General features: G+C 72.6%; 18 protein-coding genes. 6 read left to right on the top strand and 12 right to left on the bottom strand.

All coding sequences use genetic code 11. The features are described 5' to 3' along the window. Positions 1–138: 138 nt before the first annotated feature. The gene (locus G3T38_RS07540) at positions 139–591 is read left to right on the top strand and encodes a winged helix-turn-helix transcriptional regulator (RefSeq protein WP_163771536.1); all 453 of its coding nucleotides are present in this window, start codon (positions 139–141) and stop codon (positions 589–591) included. Between the two features lie 127 nt (positions 592–718). On the opposite strand, the gene G3T38_RS07535 is transcribed toward G3T38_RS07540, so the two are convergent. The 3 genes from G3T38_RS07535 to G3T38_RS07525 are packed head-to-tail and all read right to left on the bottom strand — an operon-like array spanning position 719 to position 3,874. Further along, the gene (locus G3T38_RS07535; protein ID WP_163771534.1) at positions 719–1,555 is read right to left on the bottom strand and encodes an SDR family oxidoreductase; all 837 of its coding nucleotides are present in this window, start codon (positions 1,553–1,555) and stop codon (positions 719–721) included. Between the two features lie 29 nt (positions 1,556–1,584). Beyond that, positions 1,585–2,376 carry a maleylpyruvate isomerase family mycothiol-dependent enzyme gene (locus G3T38_RS07530; protein WP_163771532.1) on the bottom strand — a complete coding sequence of 264 codons (792 nt, stop codon included), beginning with the start codon at positions 2,374–2,376 and terminating at the stop codon, positions 1,585–1,587. 46 nt (positions 2,377–2,422) lie between these two features. Beyond that, on the bottom strand, positions 2,423–3,874 hold the full coding sequence (locus tag G3T38_RS07525; RefSeq protein WP_163771530.1) for an aldehyde dehydrogenase: 1,452 nt from the start codon (positions 3,872–3,874) through the stop codon (positions 2,423–2,425). 113 nt (positions 3,875–3,987) lie between these two features. On the opposite strand from G3T38_RS07525, the gene G3T38_RS07520 reads away from it, so the two are divergent. Continuing rightward, positions 3,988–4,989 (top strand): AraC family transcriptional regulator, encoded by a 1,002-nt coding sequence (locus tag G3T38_RS07520; protein WP_163771528.1) that lies wholly within the window; start codon positions 3,988–3,990, stop codon positions 4,987–4,989. 35 nt (positions 4,990–5,024) lie between these two features. Here the strand turns inward: G3T38_RS07520 and G3T38_RS07515 are convergent, their stop codons facing one another. The 3 genes from G3T38_RS07515 to dnaB are packed head-to-tail and all read right to left on the bottom strand — an operon-like array spanning position 5,025 to position 9,662. Next, complete coding sequence (locus G3T38_RS07515) at positions 5,025–6,278, bottom strand: kynureninase (protein WP_338037522.1); 1,254 nt, start codon at positions 6,276–6,278, stop codon at positions 5,025–5,027. After that, positions 6,271–7,116, bottom strand: a complete 846-nt coding sequence (locus G3T38_RS22555; RefSeq protein WP_338037521.1) for a tryptophan 2,3-dioxygenase — start codon at positions 7,114–7,116, stop codon at positions 6,271–6,273. Before G3T38_RS22555 ends, G3T38_RS07515 begins: the two co-directional genes overlap by 8 nt. Further along, the gene (gene dnaB / locus G3T38_RS07505) at positions 7,113–9,662 is read right to left on the bottom strand and encodes a replicative DNA helicase (RefSeq protein ID WP_338037520.1); all 2,550 of its coding nucleotides are present in this window, start codon (positions 9,660–9,662) and stop codon (positions 7,113–7,115) included. The genes G3T38_RS22555 and dnaB overlap by 4 nt, the downstream gene beginning before the upstream one ends. Before the next feature lie 465 nt (positions 9,663–10,127). Between dnaB and G3T38_RS07500 the strand changes: the two genes are divergently transcribed. Beyond that, positions 10,128–11,474, top strand: coding sequence for an MATE family efflux transporter (locus tag G3T38_RS07500; protein WP_163771776.1), 1,347 nt, complete (start codon positions 10,128–10,130; stop codon positions 11,472–11,474). A 165-nt stretch (positions 11,475–11,639) separates the two neighbouring features. Here G3T38_RS07500 and rplI read toward each other — a convergent pair whose 3' ends face one another. The 4 genes from rplI to rpsF form a co-directional block, all read right to left on the bottom strand. Continuing rightward, entirely contained in the window at positions 11,640–12,086 is a 447-nt protein-coding gene (gene rplI, locus G3T38_RS07495; RefSeq protein WP_163771526.1) for a 50S ribosomal protein L9, read from the bottom strand. A 19-nt stretch (positions 12,087–12,105) separates the two neighbouring features. Beyond that, a complete protein-coding gene (gene rpsR, locus G3T38_RS07490; protein WP_163771524.1) occupies positions 12,106–12,342 on the bottom strand; it encodes a 30S ribosomal protein S18 in 237 nt (78 codons plus the stop codon). 122 nt (positions 12,343–12,464) lie between these two features. After that, on the bottom strand, positions 12,465–13,067 hold the full coding sequence (locus tag G3T38_RS07485) for a single-stranded DNA-binding protein (protein ID WP_163771522.1): 603 nt from the start codon (positions 13,065–13,067) through the stop codon (positions 12,465–12,467). 130 nt (positions 13,068–13,197) lie between these two features. Continuing rightward, the gene (rpsF, locus tag G3T38_RS07480) at positions 13,198–13,491 is read right to left on the bottom strand and encodes a 30S ribosomal protein S6 (protein ID WP_163771521.1); all 294 of its coding nucleotides are present in this window, start codon (positions 13,489–13,491) and stop codon (positions 13,198–13,200) included. Positions 13,492–13,731: 240 nt separating this feature from the next. On the opposite strand from rpsF, the gene G3T38_RS07475 reads away from it, so the two are divergent. From G3T38_RS07475 to G3T38_RS07465, 3 genes are read left to right on the top strand one after another with little or no spacing between them, the layout of a single operon-like run. Beyond that, complete coding sequence (locus G3T38_RS07475; protein WP_163771519.1) at positions 13,732–14,529, top strand: deoxyribonuclease IV; 798 nt, start codon at positions 13,732–13,734, stop codon at positions 14,527–14,529. Positions 14,530–14,584: 55 nt separating this feature from the next. Then, positions 14,585–15,754, top strand: coding sequence for a lipid II:glycine glycyltransferase FemX (locus tag G3T38_RS07470; protein ID WP_338037518.1), 1,170 nt, complete (start codon positions 14,585–14,587; stop codon positions 15,752–15,754). 13 nt (positions 15,755–15,767) lie between these two features. Continuing rightward, the gene (locus G3T38_RS07465) at positions 15,768–16,835 is read left to right on the top strand and encodes an alanine racemase (RefSeq protein WP_163771516.1); all 1,068 of its coding nucleotides are present in this window, start codon (positions 15,768–15,770) and stop codon (positions 16,833–16,835) included. On the opposite strand, the gene G3T38_RS07460 is transcribed toward G3T38_RS07465, so the two are convergent. Then, entirely contained in the window at positions 16,796–18,253 is a 1,458-nt protein-coding gene (locus tag G3T38_RS07460) for a hypothetical protein (RefSeq protein WP_163771515.1), read from the bottom strand. The two genes, G3T38_RS07465 and G3T38_RS07460, sit on opposite strands and share 40 nt — an antisense overlap. Before the next feature lie 3 nt (positions 18,254–18,256). Further along, positions 18,257–20,554: a transglycosylase domain-containing protein gene (locus G3T38_RS07455; RefSeq protein ID WP_163771514.1), complete on the bottom strand. Its 2,298-nt coding sequence runs from the start codon at positions 20,552–20,554 to the stop codon at positions 18,257–18,259. Positions 20,555–20,610 lie beyond the last annotated feature (56 nt).

Here is a 20,610-nt window from a genome sequence, read left to right as displayed (position 1 = left end):
CCCCCGTTAATGGTTGGTGCTTCGGCCCCCCCCGGGGGGGGGGGGGTCCCCGGCCGCGCGACGAGACTAGGGCGGAACTGCCCGAAGGTGCTTCCAACTTCTTCGTCCGTCACGCTCGGGCGTGGAAGGATCTTCCCCGTGGACGACGTCGACCGGAAGATCCTTGCCGAGCTGCAGCAGGACGGGCGGCTGACGATCACCGAGCTGGCGGAGCGGGTGCAGCTGAGCGTGTCGCCCTGCCACCGTCGGCTGCGGGCGCTCGAGCGGTCGGGGGTGATCGCCGGCTACCGCGCCCACCTCGACGCCGCGGCCCTCGGCCTCGGCTTCGCGTCGCTCGTGTTCGTGACGATGCGCGAGTCCGACGCCGTCACGGTCGCACGCTTCGAGGCCGCCGTCGTGGAGGTCCGTGAGGTCGTCCAAGCGCAACGGCTCTTCGGTGACCCCGACTACCTGCTGCGCGTCGTGACACCCGACCTCGCCGCGTTCCAGCGGCTCTACGACGCCCGGCTCGCGACCCTGCCCGGGGTGCAGCGGTTGAGCTCGACGCTGATCATGAAGGACGTCGTCGGCGACCGGCCGCTCCCCACGTGAGGGAGCGGGGTGGGGTCGGGGGCCCGACACTTTCCCCGGTCAGCCGGGGAACTGACCGCTTTGACCATCAAAGTTGATGGTCAAAGCGGCGTGTTCCCCGGTCAGCCGGGGAAAGTGTCGGCCCCGCTCAGTACAGGTAGTCCTCTCCCGCGGCGCGCACGGTGATGTCGCTGATGCTGATGCCCCAGGGCTGGTCGATGACGTGCACGACGGCGTCGGCGAGGTCGTCGGGCTTGATGAGCCAGTACTGCACCGAGTCGACGTCGGTCAGCTCGGCGGGGAGCGTGCCGTCGATGAGCTGCTGCACGTGCTGGCCGTAGCTCTCCGCTCGCTGCCCGACGAGCCCGAAGATCGCGGTGTCGTTGACGATCCAGCTGGCGAGGTTGGTGCCGGTGATGCCGGTGGGCTTGACGGTCGTGACCTTGATCTTGCCCTTGGCCTCGATCCGCAGGGAGTCCGAGATCGTGGTGACGGCGGCCTTGGTGGCGCTGTAGACGCCCGAGCCCTCGATGCCCGCGTTGCCGTAGATCGAGGCGATGTTGACGACCTGGCCCCGACCCTGGGCGATCATCTGGTCGTAGACGGCGGAGATGCCGTTGACGACACCCTTGACGTTGATGTCGATCGCCGCGTGCCAGCGCTCCCACGCCCGCTCGTGGTCGGAGAAGTAGGCGAGCGGCATGACGCCCGCGTTGTTGACGAGCACGTCGATCGCGCCGTACGCCGCGACCCCGGCCGCCGCGGCGGCCTTCATGGCGGGCATCGAGGTGACGTCGGCGACCTGGGCGATCGCCGTACCGCCGGCGGCGGTGATCTCCTCGACGACGGCCGTCACTTTGGCCTCGTCGACGTCGAGGGCGACGACCTTCGCGCCCGCGGCGGCGGTCTTGAGCGAGATGAGGCGCCCGAAGCCGCTGCCGGCTCCGGTGACGACGATGACCTTGTCCTGCAGGTGCTGCGACATGGGGGTGCTCCTTCGGGAGGTGGTGGGGATCAGACGACGTCGACGCGGTCGAGCACCGCGGCGACGTGGGCGTGGTCGCCGGCGACGGTGACCGCGGAACGCCAGGCGGTGCGGGTCGTGCCCCACCGCAGGAAGTCGGTGGCCGCGGAGGTCGCGACGTCCGCGGGCAGGTCGTCGGTCTCGTGCACGACGACTGCGTCGCCCTCGACGACGAGCACGAAGCTGCGCTCGGTGGCCCCGGTCAGCCGGAGGCCGACCGGCCGCGTGAGGGCCGGACGCAGCGCCGTACCGCACATCTGCGGCAGGCCGGCGACCATCCAGTCGACGGCCGGGTCGATGGCGGCGGCGACGGGGAGCTCGATCGCGGGGACCGGGCCGTACGGCGCGAGCACGTCGCTCGACAGGTGGACGAGGTGGTCGAACGCGACCGCGTCGGCGAGCTGGGCCATGCGGTAGGTGCCGAGGTCGAGCATGGGGAGCGTCTGGTCGCGCAGGTCGTCGCCCTGGAGCGCCTCGAGGGCGGCGAGCCCGGCGGCGGACTGCTCGCGGTAGTACGCCGCAGCCTGCTCGGGCGCCCACGCCGCGCGCTCGCGCACACCGGCGTCGTTCAGCCGCTCCGAGGTGCCCGACGGGTTGTCGGGCAGCACGAGGCCGGGGTCGGCGATGAAGTTGAAGAAGAAGCCGAGGTGGGTGACGACGTCCTGCACCCGCCAGCCGTGGCAGGCGGCGTCGGCCGCCCACTGCTCGGGGGTGAGGTCGTCGACGAGGGTGAGGGTGGTCGCGACCAGCGCACGGGCGCCGGTCACTCCTGCGTGGGACATGGGGTCTCCTGGGGTTCTCTGGTGCGCTTCGGGGGTACGCCGCGGCTCAGGCCGGCAGGAAGATCGACTTGAGCTGCTCGTAGGCCGCGAGGCCCTCCGGGCCGAGCTCGCGCCCGACGCCGCTGGCCTTGACGCCGCCGAACGGCGAGCCCCAGTCGAGGCCGAAGTAGTTGACGCCGAACGAGCCGGACTCGACGCGGCGGGCGACGTCGATGCCGCGCTCCTCGTCGGCGGTCCAGACGGTGCCGCCGAGCCCGTACGCCGAGTCATTGGCCAGCCGCACCGCGTCGTCCGCGTCGTCGTAGGTGAGCACGGTGAGCACGGGTCCGAAGACCTCCTCGCGGGCGAGGTAGCTGTCGTTGTCGACACCCGTCACGACGGTCGGGGCGACGAAGAACCCGCGGTCGTGGCCGGGAGCACGGCCGCCGCCGGTGGTCGTGGTGGCGCCCTCGGCGGCGCCGCGCTCGAGCATCGCGAGCACACGGTCGCGGTGGCGCTCGCTCGCGAGCGGACCGACGGCGGTGCCCGGGTCCATCGGGTCGCCGATGGGGAGCCCCTCGACCATCGCGGTGATCGCGTCGACCCACGTGCTCCGACGCGCGGCCGGCACGAGGATGCGGGTCGACATGTAGCAGGTCTGGCCGGTGTTGAGCAGCGAGGCGCCCGCGAGGCCGGCGACGGTCTGCTCGACGTCGGCGTCGTCGAGCACGATCGCGGCGGACTTGCCGCCCAGCTCGAGCGTCACGGGGCGGACCAGCTCGCCGCAGGTGCGGCCGATGTCGCGACCAGCGGCCGTGGACCCGGTGAAGGCGACCTTGTCGACCCCCGGGTGGGCGACGAGGTGGCGACCGATGTCGGCACCGCCGTTGACGACGTTGAGCACGCCCGCGGGCAGGCCGGCGGCGAGGGCCGCCTCGGCGAGCACGTAGGAGTCGAGGCTCGTCTCCGGCGAGGGCTTCACCACGACGGTGCAGCCCGCGGCCAGGGCGGGCGCGATCTTGAACATCGACAGCACGGCCGGGAAGTTCCAGGGCGCGATCGCGGCGACCACGCCGACCGGCTCGCGGCGCACGACGGTCGTGCCGCCCAGCGGCTGGGCCGCACGGCGCTCCTCCTGGGGCGTGCTCGCGACGAGGTCCGCGTAGTAGCGCAGCAGCTGTACCGGAGCAGCGCCCTCGGCGAAGCGGGCGAGCTCGATCGGCATGCCGTTCTCGGCGGTCACGGTCGTGGCCCGCTCCTCGCCCCGCTTCTCGAGCTCGTCGGCGAAGCGGTGCAGCAGCGCGGCCCGCTCGGGGCGGTCGAGGCCGGCCCAGTCGGGGCGGCGCAGGGCGGAGCGGGCGGCGGACACGGCGGCGTCGACGTCGGCGGTCGCCGCGGCCGGCACCTGCCCGATCTGCTGCTCGGTGAACGGCGAGATCACGGGGATCACCGCGTCGGAGGACGGTGGGGCCCACCTTCCGTCGATGAAGAAGGCGGTGCGCTCGGTCAGGGTGGTCATCGGCTGCTCCTCGTTGAGTCATCCGGCGCCCTCGGGTGGCGCCGTGACGATGGTCACGCGGAGGGACGGTCGAATGCTTGACACCTCGTACCGATCATTTGACACTTCAGACCATGGCCGACCTGATCGCGGCGTCGTCGCTGAGCCACGTCGCGGGGCTCGTCTCCGAGCTCGGCGGCGACGCGGGCGAGCTGCTCCGACGGTTCCGGATCGACCCCGCGGTCGTCGGCTCGCCCGACGACTTCGTGCCGTTCACGACCCTCGCGGCCCTGCTGGCCGCCGCCGCGGACCAGCTGCGCGCGCCCGACTTCGCGCTCCGCCTCGCAGCCCGCCAGGATCCCGACATCCTCGGGCCGCTCGCGATCGCCGCCCGCAACGCCGACACCATCGGGGGTGCCCTGGCGAAGGTGACGGAGTACGCCCACGTCTACTCCCCCGCCATCGCCTCCCGCCTCGAGGAGCACGGCGGTGTCGTCAGCTACGAGTTCGACACCGTGCTCGCCCGGATCCCGCACCGTCCCCACGTCGTGGAGCTGGCGCTGGGGGTGACGCTCTCGACGTTCCGGATGCTCGGCGGGGCCGAGTTCCGTCCCACCACGGTCACGTTCCGTCATCCGGCGATCTCGCCCCCCGCGACGTACCGCGCCTACTTCGGCTGCCCCGTCGTGCACGAGGCTCCCGGGGACGCACTGCACTTCCCCCGGAGCCTGATGACGCAGCGGCTGCGCCAGGTCGACCCGCTGGCCCACGACCTCGCGGTGCGCTACCTCGCCGGGCACGAGCGACACGACGCCTTCGCCGACGTCGTCGGTGCCCTCGTCTCCCGGTCGCTGCCGACGGGCTCCGCGAACCTGCCGAGCGTGGCGCGCCTGCTCGTCATGCACCCCCGCGCCGTCCAGCGCGCGCTCGCCGCGGAGGGCACGACCTTCGACCGCCTCGTCGACGGCACGCGGCGCGACCTCGCGCTGCGCCTGCTGGGCAGCCCGCACGTGCCGATGGCGACCGTGGCGCGACAGCTCGGGTACGCCGAGCAGTCCGTGCTCACCCGCAGCTGCCGGCGGTGGTTCAGTGTCGCTCCCCTGGCGAAGCGGCGCGCGTTGCTGGCCGGCGGGTGACGGCGGGCTCGCGGCCCGCGCTCCCCTCCCTGCTCTCAGCCTCCGGGCCGCTCCCCGGCGAGCAGCTCCGCCACGTGGGCGAGGGCCACGGCGACCTCCGTGAAGCTCGTGCTCAGGGGCGACATGCCGGCCCGCAGACCCATCGGCGGCCGGAAGTCGGGGACGACGCCCCGGCGCCAGAGCTCCGCGACCACGGAGGCCATCGCGGGGTGCTCGAGCGTGACGTGGCCGCCGCGCTGGTCGGGGTCGCGGGGCGACGCGACGCTCACCCCGAGCGGGGCGAGGGCCTCGTCGGCGACCTCGATCGCGAACGCCGTGAGGTCCATCGACTTCGCCCGTACGGCGCGGATCCCGACCCGCTCGACCAGCCGGGCCATGTCCTCGAGCGGCAGCATGCCGAGGATCGGGGGCGTACCGCTGATGAACCGACGGATGCCCTGCGCGGGCTCGTAGCCCTCGCCCATCGCGAACGGGTCGGCGTGGCCCATCCACCCCGCGATCGGCTGCGTCACCTCGTCCTGGAGGGCGGCGTTGACGTAGGCGAACGCCGGCGCTCCCGGGCCGCCGTTGAGGTACTTGTAGGTGCACCCGGCGGCGAGGTCCACGCCCGCTGCGTCGAGGTCGACCTCGACCGAGCCCACCGAGTGCGACAGGTCCCAGAGCACGAGGGCACCCGCCCGGTGGACCGCTGCCGTGATCCCCGGGAGGTCGGCGACGTGGGCCGACTTGTAGGCGACGTGGCTGAGCGCGACCAGGGCCGTCTGCTCCCCGATCACCGCCTCGACCTCCTCGAGCGTCACCCCGGTGGCGGGATCGGGCCGGATCCACCGCATCGTCAGCCCACGCTCGGCGGCGATGCCCTCGAGCACGAAGCGGTCGGTCGGGAAGTTCTCGGAGTCGGCGACGATCTCCGTGCGCCCCGGTCGGGCCGCGACGCCGGCACGCGCCAGCTTGTAGAGCAGCACGGTGGTGGAGTCCGCGACCACGGTCTGTCCCGGCGCAGCACCGAGGGCGGCCCGCCCGATGAGGTCGCCGAGCTCGGTCGGCCGCGTCATCCAACGCTCGTCCCACGACCGGATCAGCCGCTCGCCCCACTCCGTGTCGACGAACCCGCGGAGCCGCTCCGCGGTGCTCGCCAGCGGACGACCCAGCGAGTTGCCGTCGAGGTAGGCGACCACGCCCTCGGGCAGCACGAACGCGCTGCGGTGCTCCGCCAGCGGGTCCGCGGCGTCGAGGGCCGCGGCCCGCGCGACCAGGTGGGCCGGGAGGAGGTCGAGGATGTCAGTCACCGATGCCGGTCCTCACGCTGTAGAGCTCGGGGAAGAAGGTCAGGTCGAGGGCGCGACGGAGGAACCCGACACCGGAGCTGCCCCCGGTGCCGGTCTTGAAGCCGATCGTGCGCTGCACCGTGCGGAGATGACGGAAGCGCCAGAACTGGAACGCGTCCTCGAGGTCGACGAGGTCCTCGCAGGTCGCGTACTCCTCCCAGTACGCCGTCGTGTCGCCGTAGATCCGCTGGAAGGTCGGATTCAGCGCGGGGACCTCGACCCACGCCTCGCGCACGTCGCGCTCGAGCACGGCGGCCGGCACGTCGTGCCCCCGCCGGGCCAGGAGGCGCAGGAACGCGTCGTACACGGTCGGGGTGTCGAGGAGGTCCTGCAGCTCGGCGCGGGCCGCCGGCTTGGCCTCGAAGACCTCGAGCATGCGGGCGTTCTTGTTGCCCAGGATGAACTCGACCGCGCGGTACTGGTGGGACTGGAACCCCGAGGACGCCCCGAGGAAGCCGCGGAACTCCGCGTACTCGCTGGGGGTGAGCGTGGCCAGCACCGACCACTGCTCGGCGAGCGTCTTGAAGATGTGCTTGACCCGCGCCAGGGCCTTGCGAGCCCGGCTGACGTCGTCGGCGTCGAGGTAGCGCCGCACGGAGCGCAGCTCGTGCAGCACGAGCTTGAACCAGAGCTCGGTCGTCTGGTGCTGGACGATGAAGAGCAGCTCGTCCGGGTGGACCGGCTCGCTCACCGGGTGCTGGGCGTCCAGCAACCGGTCGAGGTCGAGGTAGGCCCCGTAGTCCATCGTCGCGCGGAAGTCCGTGCGGACCCCGGGCTCGAGGGGGCGCTCGCCGCTCACTGGGCCATGTCCACGAACCGCGAGTAGTGGCCCTGGAAGGCCACGACGATGTCGCGCGTCGCGCCGTTGCGGTGCTTCGCCACGATCAGGTCGGCCTCCCCGGGGCGGGTCGACTCCTTCTCGTAGACGTCGTCGCGGTGCAGCAGGATCACCATGTCGGCATCCTGCTCGATGGAGCCCGACTCACGGAGGTCGCTGACCATCGGTCGCTTGTCGGCGCGCTGCTCGGAGCCACGGTTGAGCTGCGACAGCGCGATGACCGGCACCTCGAGCTCCTTGGCCAGCAGCTTGATCTGGCGGGAGAACTCGGAGACCTCGAGCTGGCGGCTCTCGACCTTCTTGCCGGAGCTCATGAGCTGCAGGTAGTCGATGACGACGAGGCGCAGGTCGTGCTTCTGCTTCAGCCGTCGCGCCTTCGCGCGGATCTCCATCATCGTCATGTTGGGGCTGTCGTCGATGAACATCGGCGCGCTGGAGACCTCGCCCATCTTCGTGGCGAGCTTCGTCCAGTCGTCGTCGGTCATCTGGCCGTTGCGGATGTGGTTGAGCGGCACCCGCGCCTCGGCCGAGAGGAGACGCATCGTGATCTCGGCGCGGTTCATCTCCAGGCTGAAGAAGACGCTCGTCATGTTGTTGTGGATCGACGCCGCGCGGCAGAAGTCGAGGGCGAGCGTCGAGTTGTGCGTCGGCACCATCGACCGACCGGCCAGGTAGAGGTGCTCGTCGTTGTCCACCTGCACGCACCGCACCGGGACGGACGGCACCGCACGGACCTCGGTGATGTAACGACGCCCGATCCGGGCCGTGCTCGTCGGACGCTCCTCCTTGTGGAGCAGGTGCTTGCGCTCGAGGCGGAAGACGTCGTCGGTCGTCGAGAAGTTGAGGATGTGGCACACCGAGCGCGCCGCGTCGCGGCCCTTCACCACCCGCGTCGTGCGCCCGCACCGGTAGCCGAGCGAGACGACCAGCTCGTGCACGTCGTCCGCCAGGCGCTCGTCCGTCACCGCGAACTGGCAGGAGCCGACGCCCTTCACGACTGTGCCGTCCGTGTCGAGGAGGCCGGCGAGCAGTGCTCGGCGGTCGGCCTCGGGGGCACGCAGGTAGGCCGCCGGGATGTGCTTGCGTCCGAGCACGCCCGCCTTTCGCAGCAGAGCGGTGAAGGTGCCGTGGTCCGCCCAGCAGGTGGAGCACCGCGGCCGCGTGCCCGGCAGCGGTGCGCCGCACGAGAGGCAGCGCCCGTCCGGCGACTCCTCGGGCGCGAGGCGGATCGAGTAGAGCATCCCGCCCCGCGGCTCGACCGCGTACCCCTCCGCCTCGACGTGCATCGGGATCTCCGGCGTCTCGGACGTCAGGCGGTTCCCGGCCGTGTGGCCGTCACCGAGCCAGGCACCCAGCGTGTAGGGCGCGACCGGGAGCGTCACCTCGCGGCCGGCCAGCGGCGCGGCGTTGAGGACCGCGTGGTTCGCCCGCTGCTCGGCGCCGACCCGCACCGTTGCGGCGATCTCCTCGGTGGTCACGACGGCCTGCCGGATGGTGTGGTTGCGGGTCCGGTTGTCGTTGTTCGCCGCAGCCCAGGCCGACTTCCGCGCCGCACGGGTCTCGGTGAGCCACTGGTGCTCCGCGTCGGCGACGATCTTCGTGCCGTCGGAGAAGACGACCTCGTAGCAGGGCCGGTCCACCATCACCTCGGTGGCGGCGACGACCCGCGTCGCGCGACCGTGCGCGTCGACGAGCTCGTCGCCGACGGCGACGTCGCCCATCGTGGTCCAACCCGTCGGAGTGGGCAGCGGGGTGTTCAGCGCGAGCGCCTTCCCCATGGCAGGCCGCGCCGCGATGATGATCATCTGCCCGGAGTGCAGGCCGTTGGTCAGCTCGTCGAAGTCGGCGAAGCCGGTGGGCACGCCGTAGACCCCGCCGTCGCGGTTGCCGATGGCCTCGATCTCGTCGAGGACGCCCTCCATGATGTCCGCGAGCGGCGCGTAGTCCTCGCCCGACCGCTTCTCGGCGAGCTTGAAGACCTCCGCCTGGGCGACGTCGACGATGTCGTCGACCTCGCCCTCCCCGGCGTACCCCATGTGGACGATCCGCGTGCCCGCCTCCACGAGGCGCCGCAGCACGGACTTCTCGCGCACGATCTCCGCGTAGTACCCCGCGTTGGCGGCGATGGGCACGTTCGCCGACAGCGTGTGCAGGTAGGGCGCACCCCCCACCCGCTGCAGCTCGCCCTTGCGCTGGAGCTCGGCGGCGACCGTCACCGGGTCGGCGGGCTCGCCGCGGCCGTAGAGGTCGATGATGGCGTCGAAGACCGCCTCGTGGGCCGGGCGGTAGAAGTCGGTGCCGCGGATGGTCTCCACGACGTCGGCGATCGCGTCCTTGCTCAGCAGCATGGACCCCAGGACCGACTGCTCCGCCGCGTTGTCCTGCGGGGGCGTGCGGTCGCCGCCGGAACGCTGCGGAGCCTCGCCCGGCGCGTACGACGCCGGTCCGTCGCCCCACTCCTCCGGGGGAGGTTCGGCGAACGACTGGTCCGTGTGCGCGACGCTCACGCTGCCTCCGATCTCGGGCCGTCGACGGGCCGGTCCAGGCCCTCGGGACGAGGGTGCCGGGGACCACCGACAGTTCTCGCGCGACCTCCCTGAGTCGGCCCGCGACGGCTGAACGTACGTGTCGAAGAGCCCCTCCGACAGCACCTTGTCCACAGGGCCTGTGGACAACCGGTGGATAACGGTGGAGGACACGCCGTAGGACGGCCTCGTGCTGGGGAGAGACCTGTGGGAACTCCGCCGCAATCGGGAACGGAAAGCCTCTGACCTGCGGGGATACGTTCTCCACCCTGTGGAGGAAAACCCCCGGCCTGTGGATTTCGTGCGTTCGCACGACACGCCGACGGCCGTTTCGGCCGGCCCGCCGCACGGCGGCTATGCACAGGCGGACCCCCTTTACACACAGGGCGTCGCTTTGTCCACCGAAGCCGGCGAGTCGGGACCATCGGGCCCCGGCCCTAGGATCGGCTGGTGCTCGGACCACGTGATCGCGAGATCCTCCGTCTCGCCGTACCCGCATTCCTCGCCCTGGTCGCCGAGCCGCTCTACCTCCTGGCCGACGCGGCCATCGTGGGCCACCTCGGCACGGCCGAGCTGGCGGGTATCGGCATCGCCGCCGTCGTGCTGCAGACCTTCGTGGGACTGTGCGTCTTCCTCGCCTACGGAACGACCGCGGCGGTCGCGCGGCTCCTCGGTGCGGGCGACCTCCGCCGGGCGCTCGACCAGGGCATCGACGGCATCTGGCTCGCCGTCGTGCTGGGGCTCCTCGTCATGGCCGTCGGCATCCCCCTGGCCCGTCCGCTCGTCGCCGTGTTCGGCGCCGGGGAGGCCGTGACGGACCTGGGCGCGACGTACCTCCGCGTGTCCCTGTTCGGCGCCGTCCCCCTCCTCGTGATGCTGGCCGCCACCGGCGTGCTCCGCGGTCTGCAGGACGTGACCACCCCGCTCGTGGTCGCGATCGCCGGCAACGTCCTCAACGTCGTGCTCAACCTGGTGCTCGTCTTCGGCGCCGGACCCGTGCCGGCGCTCGGCATCGCCGGTTCGGCCCTCGGCTCGGTCATCGCGCAGACCCTCAGCGCGCTCGCCCTCGTCGTCGTGGTCGCCCGCGGCGCCCGCCGCCACGGGGCGTCCCTGCGGCCCCGGCTCCCCGGCATCCGCGCCGCCGGCCGCGCCGGCGTGCCCCTCGTCGTGCGCACCCTGACCCTGCGCGCGGCACTGATCGTCACGACGTACGCCGCGACCCTCACCGCCGTCCGGGGCACCGGCGCGGACGAGGCGGTGACCCTCGCGGCGCACCAGCTGGCCGCCACGCTGTGGGGCTTCCTCGCCTTCGTGCTCGACGCCATCGCGATCGCCGCGCAGGCGCTCACGGGCCGGTCGCTCGGCGCCGGGGACCGGGAGGGCACCCGCGACACCACCCGACGGATGGTGCAGTGGGGCATCGGGAGCGGCGTCGTCACCGGGGTGCTCCTCGCCGCCTCGAGCCCGTGGCTGCCGCGGCTGTTCACGCCGGACGAGTCCGTCCACGGCCTGCTGACCGCGGCACTCCTCGTCATCGCGCTGGGCCAGCCCCTGGCCGGTGTCGTCTTCGTGCTCGACGGCGTGCTGATCGGGGCAGGCGACGGCGTCTACCTCGCCTGGGGCGGCCTCGCGGTGCTCGTCGTCTACGCGCCGGTGGTGCTCGGGCTCGCCCTGCTCGCGCCGCACCTGGTCGCGGTGTGGATCGCGCTCACGTTCGTCTTCATGGGCGCCCGCGCCGTCGTGCTGCTGCGCCGCGCCCGCACCGACGCCTGGATGGTGACGGGGGCGGCGTGAGGCACCGCAACTTTCCCCGGTCGACCGGGGAACACGCCGCTTTGACCATCAACATTGATGCGCCAAGTGACACGTTCCCCGGTCGACCGGGGAAAGTGCCGGAGCCACCGCAACACAGAACGGGCCGCCCTCCGAGGAGGGCGGCCCGTCGTGGTGGAGCTGGGGTCAGGCAGCCTGCACGTTGATCGACACGGCGGCCGACACCTCGTCGTGCAGCTTGACCGACACGTTGTGCGCGCCGAGCGACTTGATCGGGTTGGTGACCACGATCGTGCGCTTGTCGACGGACTCGCCCGTCGCACCCGTGATCGCCTCGGCGATCTCGGCGACCGTGACGGCGCCGAAGAGGCGACCGCCCTGGCCGGCACGGACCTTGACGTCGACCGTGGCGCCCTGGAGCTTGGACTTGATCTCCTCGGCGTGCGCCTGGTCGCGCACGGCGCGCGCCGACCGCGCGGCCTTGATCGACTCGACGGTCTTCTCCGCACCGCGCGTCCACGCGATGGCGACACCGCGGGGCACGAGGTAGTTGCGGCCGTAGCCCGGCTTCACGTCGACGACGTCGCCGGCGGCACCGAGGCCGTCGACTTCCTGGGTCAGGATGAGCTTCATGGTTCTCTGACTCCCCTTCTCAGCGACCGGCGGACGAGTAGGGCAGCAGAGCGACCTCGCGGGCGTTCTTGATCGCCATGGCGATCTTGCGCTGCTCCTGGACGGTCACGCCGGTGACGCGGCGCGCGCGGATCTTGCCGCGGTCCGAGATGAACTTGCGGAGCAGGTTGACGTCCTTGTAGTCGATGACCTTGACGTCGGCCGCCTTGAGCGGGTTCTGCTTCTTCTTGGGCTTGCGGATGACTGGCTTCGCCATTGTGGTGCTCTCCTCACGAGAAAGCCCGGCTCACGAGCCGGAATGGGTCGATGGATGGTTCGGACGGCCCGAGGGACGTCATGGGTGTCGCGGACGACGACCCGAGGATCAGGACGCGGAGATCAGAACGGGGGCTCGTCGGTGCTGCCGCCGACGCCCGGGGCACCCCAGGGGTCTGCGCCGCCACCGGACTGGCCACCGCGCGACCCGCCGCCGCCCGACGGCGCGGGCGAGGCCCACGGGTCGTCGGCCGCGGGGCCCGAGGAGCGGGAGGGGCCACGGTCGTCGCCGCCGAAGCCGCCACCACCGCCCTGGCCCCCGCCGTAGCCACCGCCGCCACCGCGCTGCCCACCCCCGCCGCCTCCGGCGCGGGTGACCTTCGCGGTCGCGAACTTGAGCGACGGACCGATCTCCTCGACCTCGACCTCGAAGACGGTGCGCTTCTCGCCCTCGCGGGTCTCGTAGCTGCGGGCCTTCAGCCGGCCCTGCACGACGACACGCATGCCGCGCTGCAGGGACTCCGCCACGTTCTCGGCCGCCTGCCGCCAGATCGAGCAGCGGAGGAACATGGCTTCGCCGTCCTCCCACTCGTTCGTCTGCCGGTTGAAGTTGCGCGGCGTCGACGCGACGGTGAAGTTGGCGACCGCGGCCCCCGAGGGGGTGAAGCGGAGCTCGGGGTCGTCGGTCAAGTTGCCGACGATGGTGATGACGGTCTCGCCTGCCATGTCAGGTCTCCTCGTTCGGGACGTCGGTGCCCTGGCCGGGCTGCGCGACGGGTCTGCCGGTCATCGTCGCCGAAGCGACGCTGCCTGGCGACCCGTGATCCACAGCTCGATCAGGGCGACTCGGATCGAGTCAGCCGCGGATGTCGGGCCGGATGACCTTCGTGCGGAGGATCGACTCGTTCAGCGTGAGCTGGCGGTCGAGCTCCTTGACCGTGGCAGGCTCGGCCTGCAGGGTCACGACGGCGTAGATGGCCTCGGCGTTCTTCTTGATCTCGTACGCGAGGCGGCGCTTGCCCCACACGTCGACGTTCTCGACCGTGCCGCCGTCGTTGCGGACGACGTTCAGGTACTTGTCGAGGGACGCGCCGACGGTGCGCTCCTCGATGCTCGGGTCGAGGATGACCATCAGTTCATAGGTACGCACAGCGGTCTCCACCTCCTCTGGACTAGGCGACCACGGTCTCTCCGTGGCAGGAGGGCTCTGCGACACCCGCCTCCCGGGTGGGCGGCGGGTGATGTGCTGCTCCGCCACCCGTCGGTGGGCGCAGAGCAGACGCGTGAGACTAGCAGCGCCGTACGACGCCGGAGAAATCCTCCACAGCCCTCGGGCGGGCCGGGGATCGGCCGGCCAGGACCGTCCGTGCCGCTGCCTACGATGGCCGGCATGAGCGAGCTCGTCATCGGTGCGCACGTCGACCAGACCGACCCGATCGCCGAGGCGCAGGCCCGGCGGGCCCCCGTCGTCCAGATGTTCCTCGGCGACCCGCAGGGCTACCAGGGTCCCGAGGTGGCGTACGCCGGGGGTGCGGCCGCGCTCCGGGAGGCCGCAGCCGCCGCCGGGGTGGGGATCTACGTGCACGCGCCGTACATCGTCAACGTCGCGACGACGAACAACCGCATCCGCATCCCGAGCCGCAAGCTCCTGCAGCAGCACATGGACGCGGCGGCGGAGATCGGCGCGCTCGGCCTCGTCGTCCACGGCGGCCACGTCAACAAGGCCGACGATCCCGCGAAGGGCTTCGACAACTGGCGCAAGGCGGTCGAGGCCACCGACATCAAGGTCCCGCTGCTCATCGAGAACACGGCGGGCGGCGACAACGCCATGACGCGGTACCTCGACCGCATCGCGGGCGTGTGGGCCGCCATCGACGCCGCGGAGGGCGCCGACCAGGTCGGGTTCTGCCTCGACACCTGCCACGCCCACGCCGGCGGCAACGCGCTCGAGACGGTGGTGGAGGACGTCCGCGCCATCACCGGGCGCATCGACCTGGTCCACGCCAACGACAGCCGCGACGACTTCGACTCGGGCGCCGACCGCCACGCCAACTTCGGCGCCGGCCACATCGACCCCGACCTGCTGGCCGCCGTCGTCCGCGACGCCGGCGCCCCGGTGATCTGCGAGACGCCCGGCGGCGCCGACGAGCACGTCGCCGACTTCGCCTGGCTGCGCGAGCGGCTCTGACGGGCCGCCGGTGACGACCCCGACCACGAACCCGGCCACCGGTAGCCTCGCTCCCGTGACGACGACGACCCCCTCCGCCCCGGTGACCGCCCGCGGCCCGCTCGCCGTGCGCACGATCACGGGAGAGGAGCACCTCGCGTTCGTCCGCAGCCGCCGCTCCGCCAGCTTCCTGCAGACCCCGGCGTGGGGTGCGGTCAAGGCGGAGTGGCGCCGCGAGTCGGTCGGCTGGTTCGCCGGCTCCGAGCTCGTGGGCGCGGCGCTCGTGCTCTACCGCCAGGTCCCGAAGGTCAAGCGCTACCTGGCCTACCTGCCCGAGGGTCCGGTCGTCGACTACGCCGACGGCGACCTCGAGGGGTGGCTCCGCCCGCTGACGACCCACCTCAAGGGCCAGGGCGCCTTCGGCATCCGCATCGGCCCCCCCGTCGTCGTCGCCCGCTGGGACGCCGCGACGGTCAAGGAGGGCGTGGCCGACCCCGAGGTCCGTCGCCTGGGCCAGCTGCCCCCCACCGAGCGCTCGGCCGCCGGCGCGACCGTGGTGTCGCAGCTCCAGGAGCTCGGCTGGCGCAAGCTCGAGGCCGAGGGCGGCTTCGCGGCGGGCCAGCCCGCCTTCAACTTCCAGGTCCCGCTGCGCACGCCCGAGGGCGAGCCGCGCACGGAGGCCGAGGTGCTCAAGGGCATGAACCAGCTCTGGCGCCGCAACATCAAGAAGGCCGACAAGGCGGGCGTCGAGGTGACGACGTCGGTCGACGACGCCGCGCTCGAGGCCTTCCACGCGCTCTACGTGCACACCGCGGAGCGCGACCACTTCACCCCCCGGCCGCTGTCCTACTTCCGCACGATGCGCGACGCGCTCAACGCGGAGGAGCCCGACCGGTTCACCTTCTTCCTCGCGCACCACGAGGGCGACCTCGTGGCGGCGACGATCGCGATACGGGTCGGCGCCCACTACTGGTACTCCTACGGCGCCTCGTCCACCGCCAAGCGCGAGGTGCGCGGCTCCAACGCCGTGCAGTGGGCGATGGTGCGGGCCGCGCTGGCGGCGGGCTGCGACGTCTACGACCTGCGCGGCATCACCGAGACGCTCGACGCCGACGACGCCCACGTGGGCCTCATCCAGTTCAAGGTCGGCACGGGCGGCGAGGCGGTGGAGCACGTCGGCGAGTGGGACCTGCCGGTCAACCGGTTGCTCTACAAGGCGTTCGACCTCTACATGAGCCGGCGCTGAGGGAGGTACGACGATGAGCCTGGTCCTGAACGTCGACGGCCCCGTCTGGCGGGAGCACCTGCGGTCCTTCGCCGCCGCCCATCCCGGTCTCGTGCCCGTGCTCAAGGGCAACGGCTACGGCTTCGGCCTGGGCCGGCTGGCCCGCAAGTCGACGTGGCTGGGCGTCGACACCATCGCGGTCGGCATCCACGAGGAGCTCGGCGAGGTGGCCAACCGCTTCGACGGCTCGCTGCTCGTGCTCACCCCGTGGCGACCGTTCGGTGCCGCGCTCGAGCTCGCCCCCGGCAGCCCGCTGACGCGCCGCGTCATCCACACCGTCAGCCGGCTCGAGGACGTCGAGGCGCTGCTCGCGCACGACCCGTCGGCCCGGTTCGTGCTCGAGCGCACGACGTCGATGCTGCGCCACGGCCTCTCCGCGCGCGAGCTCCGCGAGGCCGGCGCGCTCCTCGAGGCCCGCGGTGGGCTGGCCTCCCAGCTGCAGGGCGTGGCGCTCCACCTCCCGCTCGCCCAGGGCTCCCACGTGGGGGAGGTGCGACGCCTCATGACCGACGTGATCGCCGCGGGCCTTCGCACCACGACGATCTGGGTCAGCCACCTCTCCGACGCCGAGCTCGCGACGCTCGCCGCGGCGTACCCGGACTACACCTTCCGCCCGCGCGCCGGGACGGCACTGTGGCTGGGGGCGCGCGGGGCGACCCGCGTGACCGCCACGGTGCTCGACACGCACCCGGTGGAGCGGGGCGACGTGTTCGGCTACCGCGGGCGCTCCGTCCCCAAGGCCGGCACGATCCTCGTCGTCTCCGGCGGCACCGCCCACGGCATCGGCCTCGAGGCGCCCGCCGGCGACCTGTCCCTCAAGGCCCGCGCCGCCACGCTGGCCCGCGGCGGCCTCGACGCCGTCGGCTTCGTGCGCTCCCCGTTCTCCATCGACGGCAAGCAGCGGCTCTTCGCCGAGCCGCCCCACATGCAGGCCTCGATGCTCTTCCTGCCGGCCGGCTCCCGGGTCCCGGCCGTCGGGGACGTGGTCGACGTGCGGGTGCGCTACACGGCGACGTCGTTCGACCGCACCGAGGTGAGCTGACGCTCCTCGCCGACGGGGTCGCGTGACGGCATCGCGACGTCGCGCACGACCCACCCGGCGAGCACGAGCAGCGCCACCACCCGCAGCAGCGTGAGCGCGGCGAGCGGGGCGTCGTTGGTCGCGCTGCCCGATGCCAGCGCCCCGGTGGTCGTCCACCAGAGCACGGCGGCGTGGGCGAGCTCGACGGCCTGCCAGCCGAGCAGCGGCTCCAGCCGCGGCCGCGCCAGCACGGCGAAGGGCAGCACCACGAGCGCGTCGGCCGGCCCGGCGGCGAACAGCACCGCGCCCGCCGCCACCACGAGCAGCACCACCTGCTCGGGCCGCGGGGGCCGCGGCGCCCGGAACGCCAGCACCGCGACCGCCGCGATCCACAGGGCGAGCACGACGAGGGCGACGAGCGGGTACGCCGGGAGCCCGCCCCCGCCGGCGGCCGTGCCGACCCAGCGGACGGACCCGGTGCCGGCGGCGTCGTCGAGGGCGGCGCGCCAGCCGGCCCGCCAGACCCCGGCACCGGTGACGATCGCGGGCAGGGAGACGGCCAGCCAGGTGAGCGCGGTGACCAGGACGAGGGTCAGCGGGTCAGCGCCCGGCAAGCGCGCGGCGGCGTCCCGGGCGAGCGCCCGCGCGGCCAGGGCGACGAGGAGCCCGGCGAGCACGAGCCACGCCGCCCAGGTCAGGGTGACCGCGGCGCCGAGCATCAACCCGGCGGCGAGGGCCTTCCCGCGGCGCACCGCCAGCACGGCTCCCGCCGCGAACGCCACCCCGACGAGCCCGACGTCCACGAGCGCGGCGACCGCGAGCAGGGGCGAGCCGGCGACGAGCGAGCCGTCCCAGGCCCGCAGCGGCCGGACCCGCGCGACGACGAGCACGAGGAGCATCGCCGCGAGACCGACGAGCACGGCGGCCCCGAGGATCGTCGCGGCGGCCTCCGCCCGCACGTCGGGGTCGCGGTAGAGGTCCGCCACCGGCAGCCCCGCGCGCTCCTCGCGCACGTCGGGCCCGGGGGCCACGAGGGAGGCGAGCGCCGCGTGCAGGTACGTCGCGCCCGCCAGCGCCTGCGTGCCCTCGACCGCGTAGCGCGCGGGGGCCTCGCCCGCCGGGGGCGTCGCCGACGGGTCGCCGACGCGCTCGCCGTACGGCCACACGCCCTCGGCGCCGCCGCCCGCGACGTACGCGTGCGGCAGCGCCGAGAAGCAGCCGGGGGCGAAGTCCGGGGAATTGGCCGTCCACCCGTCGGTCGAGCAGCCGGCCCGCAGCCCCGCGCCCAGCACGACGAGCAGCCCGGCGAGGAGGCAGCCGACGAGCAGCGGCGTCCACCAGCGGCCCCGGGCGTGGAGCCCGCCCGGACCGCCGAGCACCTCGCTCAGCCGCGCGACCGCCGGGTCCTCCAGCGTCGGCGACGCGGGTGAGGGGCGCACCGGCTAGTCCCGACGGCCCTGGTTCGCGCCGGGGAAGATGCCACCGCCGTCGGTCGGGCTCTCGCTCGGCTCGCCGCTCGGCGGACCCGTCGGCAGCGTCGGCTCCGGCTCGACCGTCTCGGTGGGCGGCGGCTCCTCGGTGGTCGGCGGCGCCGTCGGCTCGGTCGTCGGGGGGGCCGTCGTGGTCGGCGGGGCTGTCGTCGACGGCGCCTGCGACGGCTCGTCGTCGGACCCGCTGCTTCCGCTACCGCCTCCCTGGGGAACCTGCGAGCGACCGCTGTCGCCGTCGAGGAACACCGGGTCCGGGAAGTCCATCTCCTCGGTGCCCTCGAGGGCGCGCTCCATGACGTTCGTCCAGGTGCGCGCGGGGAACCGGCCGCCGAAGTACTCGGGCAGCCAGCCCTGCAGCTGCATCCGGCCCGTGCCGCGCACGTAGGTGACCGCCGTGGCGAGCTGTGGGGTGTAGCCCACGAACCACGACGAGGAGACCTCGCCGTCGTCGTTGGTCGCGGTGCCGGTCTTGCCGGCCGCAGGTCGGCCCAGGTTCTGGGCGGCGGTGCCACTCGCCCCTGACGCCTCCACGACTTGCTGCAGCGCGTACGACGTGTCGGCGGCGACGTCGGAGGAGACGGCCCGCTCGGGCGCCTTCTCGTGCTCGTACTTGACGGCGCCGAAGCGGTCGGTCACCCGCTGCACGACGTGCACGGGGTTGTAGACGCCGTCGTTGGCGATCGCGCCGTAGGCCGCCGCCATGTTGATGGGGCTGACGTCGCCCGAGCCGAGCGAGACGCCGAGGTTGGTGTCGAGGCCGCGGGACTCGGTCGGGATGCCGAAGTCCCCGCCGTCGTTGGCCGGGATGCCGAGGCGGTTGGCCGTCTCCAGGATCTGCTGCGGGCCGTCCTCCATGTCCTCGGTGAGGTCGATGAAGGCAGTGTTGATCGACTTCTCGGTAGCGGTCAGCAGACTGACCCGCCCGTACGGCCTGTTGCCCTGGTTCTCGATCTCGCTGCCGTCGGCGGTCCGATACGGCGAGTTGCCGTCGAACCCGTCCCGCAGCGAGTAGCCGTCGGTCAGCGCCGCCGCGACGGCGAACGCCTTGAACGTCGAGCCCGGCTGCACGAGCTGCGCCGCCCAGTTCAGCTGGGAGTCGAGGTAGTCCTGGCCGCCGTAGAAGCCCTTGAGCGCACCCGTGTTGGGCTCGACCATCGCGACGCCGACGTGCAGCGCCTCCGCCTGGTTCTGCTCCGGGTCCTCGTAGTAGTTCGCGAAGCCCTCGGGGAACTCCTCGGCGACGCCGTCGGCCGCCGCCTGCATGGCCTGCTCGGTGAACGTGGTCTCCACGCGGAGGCCGCCACCGTCGATCTCGGAGGCGCTGAAGCCGAGGTCGGAGAGCTCCTCGCGCACCAGGGTGAGCATGTGGCCGTTCTGCCCGCCGTACGTGTCGTTCTGCTCGATCACCGGGAACTCGGGCAGGGCGTCGCGCACCGCGTCCGCGTCGGTGGCGGAGACGTCGCCCGCCTCGACCATGCCGTCGAGCACGTACTGGTAGCGGCCCAGGAGCCGCTGCTCGGCGTCGGGCCCGTTGGCGGGGTCGAAGCGTGTCGGGTTGTTGATCACCGAGGCCAGCACGGCGGACTGCCCGAGCGTGAGGTCCTTGGCGGGCACGCCGAAGTACGCCTGGGCGGCGGCCTGGAGGCCGTAGGCGCCGCGACCGAAGTAGATGGTGTTGAGGTAGCCCTCCAGCACCTGCTCCTTGCTGAGCTGGCGCTGGATCTTCAGCGAGAGGATCGCCTCCTTCGCCTTGCGCGTCAGCGTGCGCTCCTGCGTGAGGTAGAGGATCTTCACGTACTGCTGCGTGATCGTCGAGGCGCCCTGCGTGTTGCCGCCCGAGGCGTTGGAGAACGCCGCGCGCAAGATGCCCTTGGGGTCGATGCCGCGGTTGGTCCAGAAGCTGCGGTCCTCGGCCGCCACGACGGCGTCGCGGGCCGTCTCCGGCATCTCGTCGAAGGTGATCGACTCGCGGTTCTGGGTGGCGAAGGACCCGATCTCCGCGTCGCCACCGCTGTAGAAGATCTTCGTCGTCTGCGTCTGGAAGTCCGAGTTGGGGTCGGGGATGTCGATGCTCTGGTAGAGCACGATGAAGCTGCCGACCGCCACGAGCGACAGCGACAGGAAGAGGACGGTGAACCACAGGAGCAGGCGCTTCCACAGCGCCCGCTTCGGGCCCTTCGCGCCCTTCGCGCCCCTCGCTGGCTTGCGCCCCTTCTCCGAGGGACCGTCGGCGCGTCGCTTTCCAGACATGGGTCGGGGGTTCCTCCTGCTGTGCGGGTACCGCGGGGGCGGCCAAACCCGGACAG

The sequence above is a fragment of the Nocardioides zeae genome (assembly GCF_010686755.1).
GTDB classification, from domain to species: domain Bacteria; phylum Actinomycetota; class Actinomycetes; order Propionibacteriales; family Nocardioidaceae; genus Nocardioides; species Nocardioides zeae.
The sequence above is the reverse complement of the archived record's forward strand: the minus strand, read 5'-3'. Positions and strand labels throughout refer to the sequence as shown.

What these genes read in the sequence shown, in the direction of transcription:
- G3T38_RS07525 (WP_163771530.1), bottom strand. Translation starts at nt 3,874, where the DNA reads ATGACCACCCTGACCGAGCGCACCGCCTTCTTCATCGACGGAAGGTGG.
- G3T38_RS07530 (WP_163771532.1), bottom strand. Translation starts at nt 2,376, where the DNA reads ATGTCCCACGCAGGAGTGACCGGCGCCCGTGCGCTGGTCGCGACCACC.
- G3T38_RS07535 (WP_163771534.1), bottom strand. Translation starts at nt 1,555, where the DNA reads ATGTCGCAGCACCTGCAGGACAAGGTCATCGTCGTCACCGGAGCCGGC.
- G3T38_RS07520 (WP_163771528.1), top strand. Translation starts at nt 3,988, where the DNA reads ATGGCCGACCTGATCGCGGCGTCGTCGCTGAGCCACGTCGCGGGGCTC.
- G3T38_RS07485 (WP_163771522.1), bottom strand. Translation starts at nt 13,067, where the DNA reads ATGGCAGGCGAGACCGTCATCACCATCGTCGGCAACTTGACCGACGAC.
- G3T38_RS07475 (WP_163771519.1), top strand. Translation starts at nt 13,732, where the DNA reads ATGAGCGAGCTCGTCATCGGTGCGCACGTCGACCAGACCGACCCGATC.
- G3T38_RS07455 (WP_163771514.1), bottom strand. Translation starts at nt 20,554, where the DNA reads ATGTCTGGAAAGCGACGCGCCGACGGTCCCTCGGAGAAGGGGCGCAAG.
- rpsR (WP_163771524.1), bottom strand. Translation starts at nt 12,342, where the DNA reads ATGGCGAAGCCAGTCATCCGCAAGCCCAAGAAGAAGCAGAACCCGCTC.
- G3T38_RS07465 (WP_163771516.1), top strand. Translation starts at nt 15,768, where the DNA reads ATGAGCCTGGTCCTGAACGTCGACGGCCCCGTCTGGCGGGAGCACCTG.
- rplI (WP_163771526.1), bottom strand. Translation starts at nt 12,086, where the DNA reads ATGAAGCTCATCCTGACCCAGGAAGTCGACGGCCTCGGTGCCGCCGGC.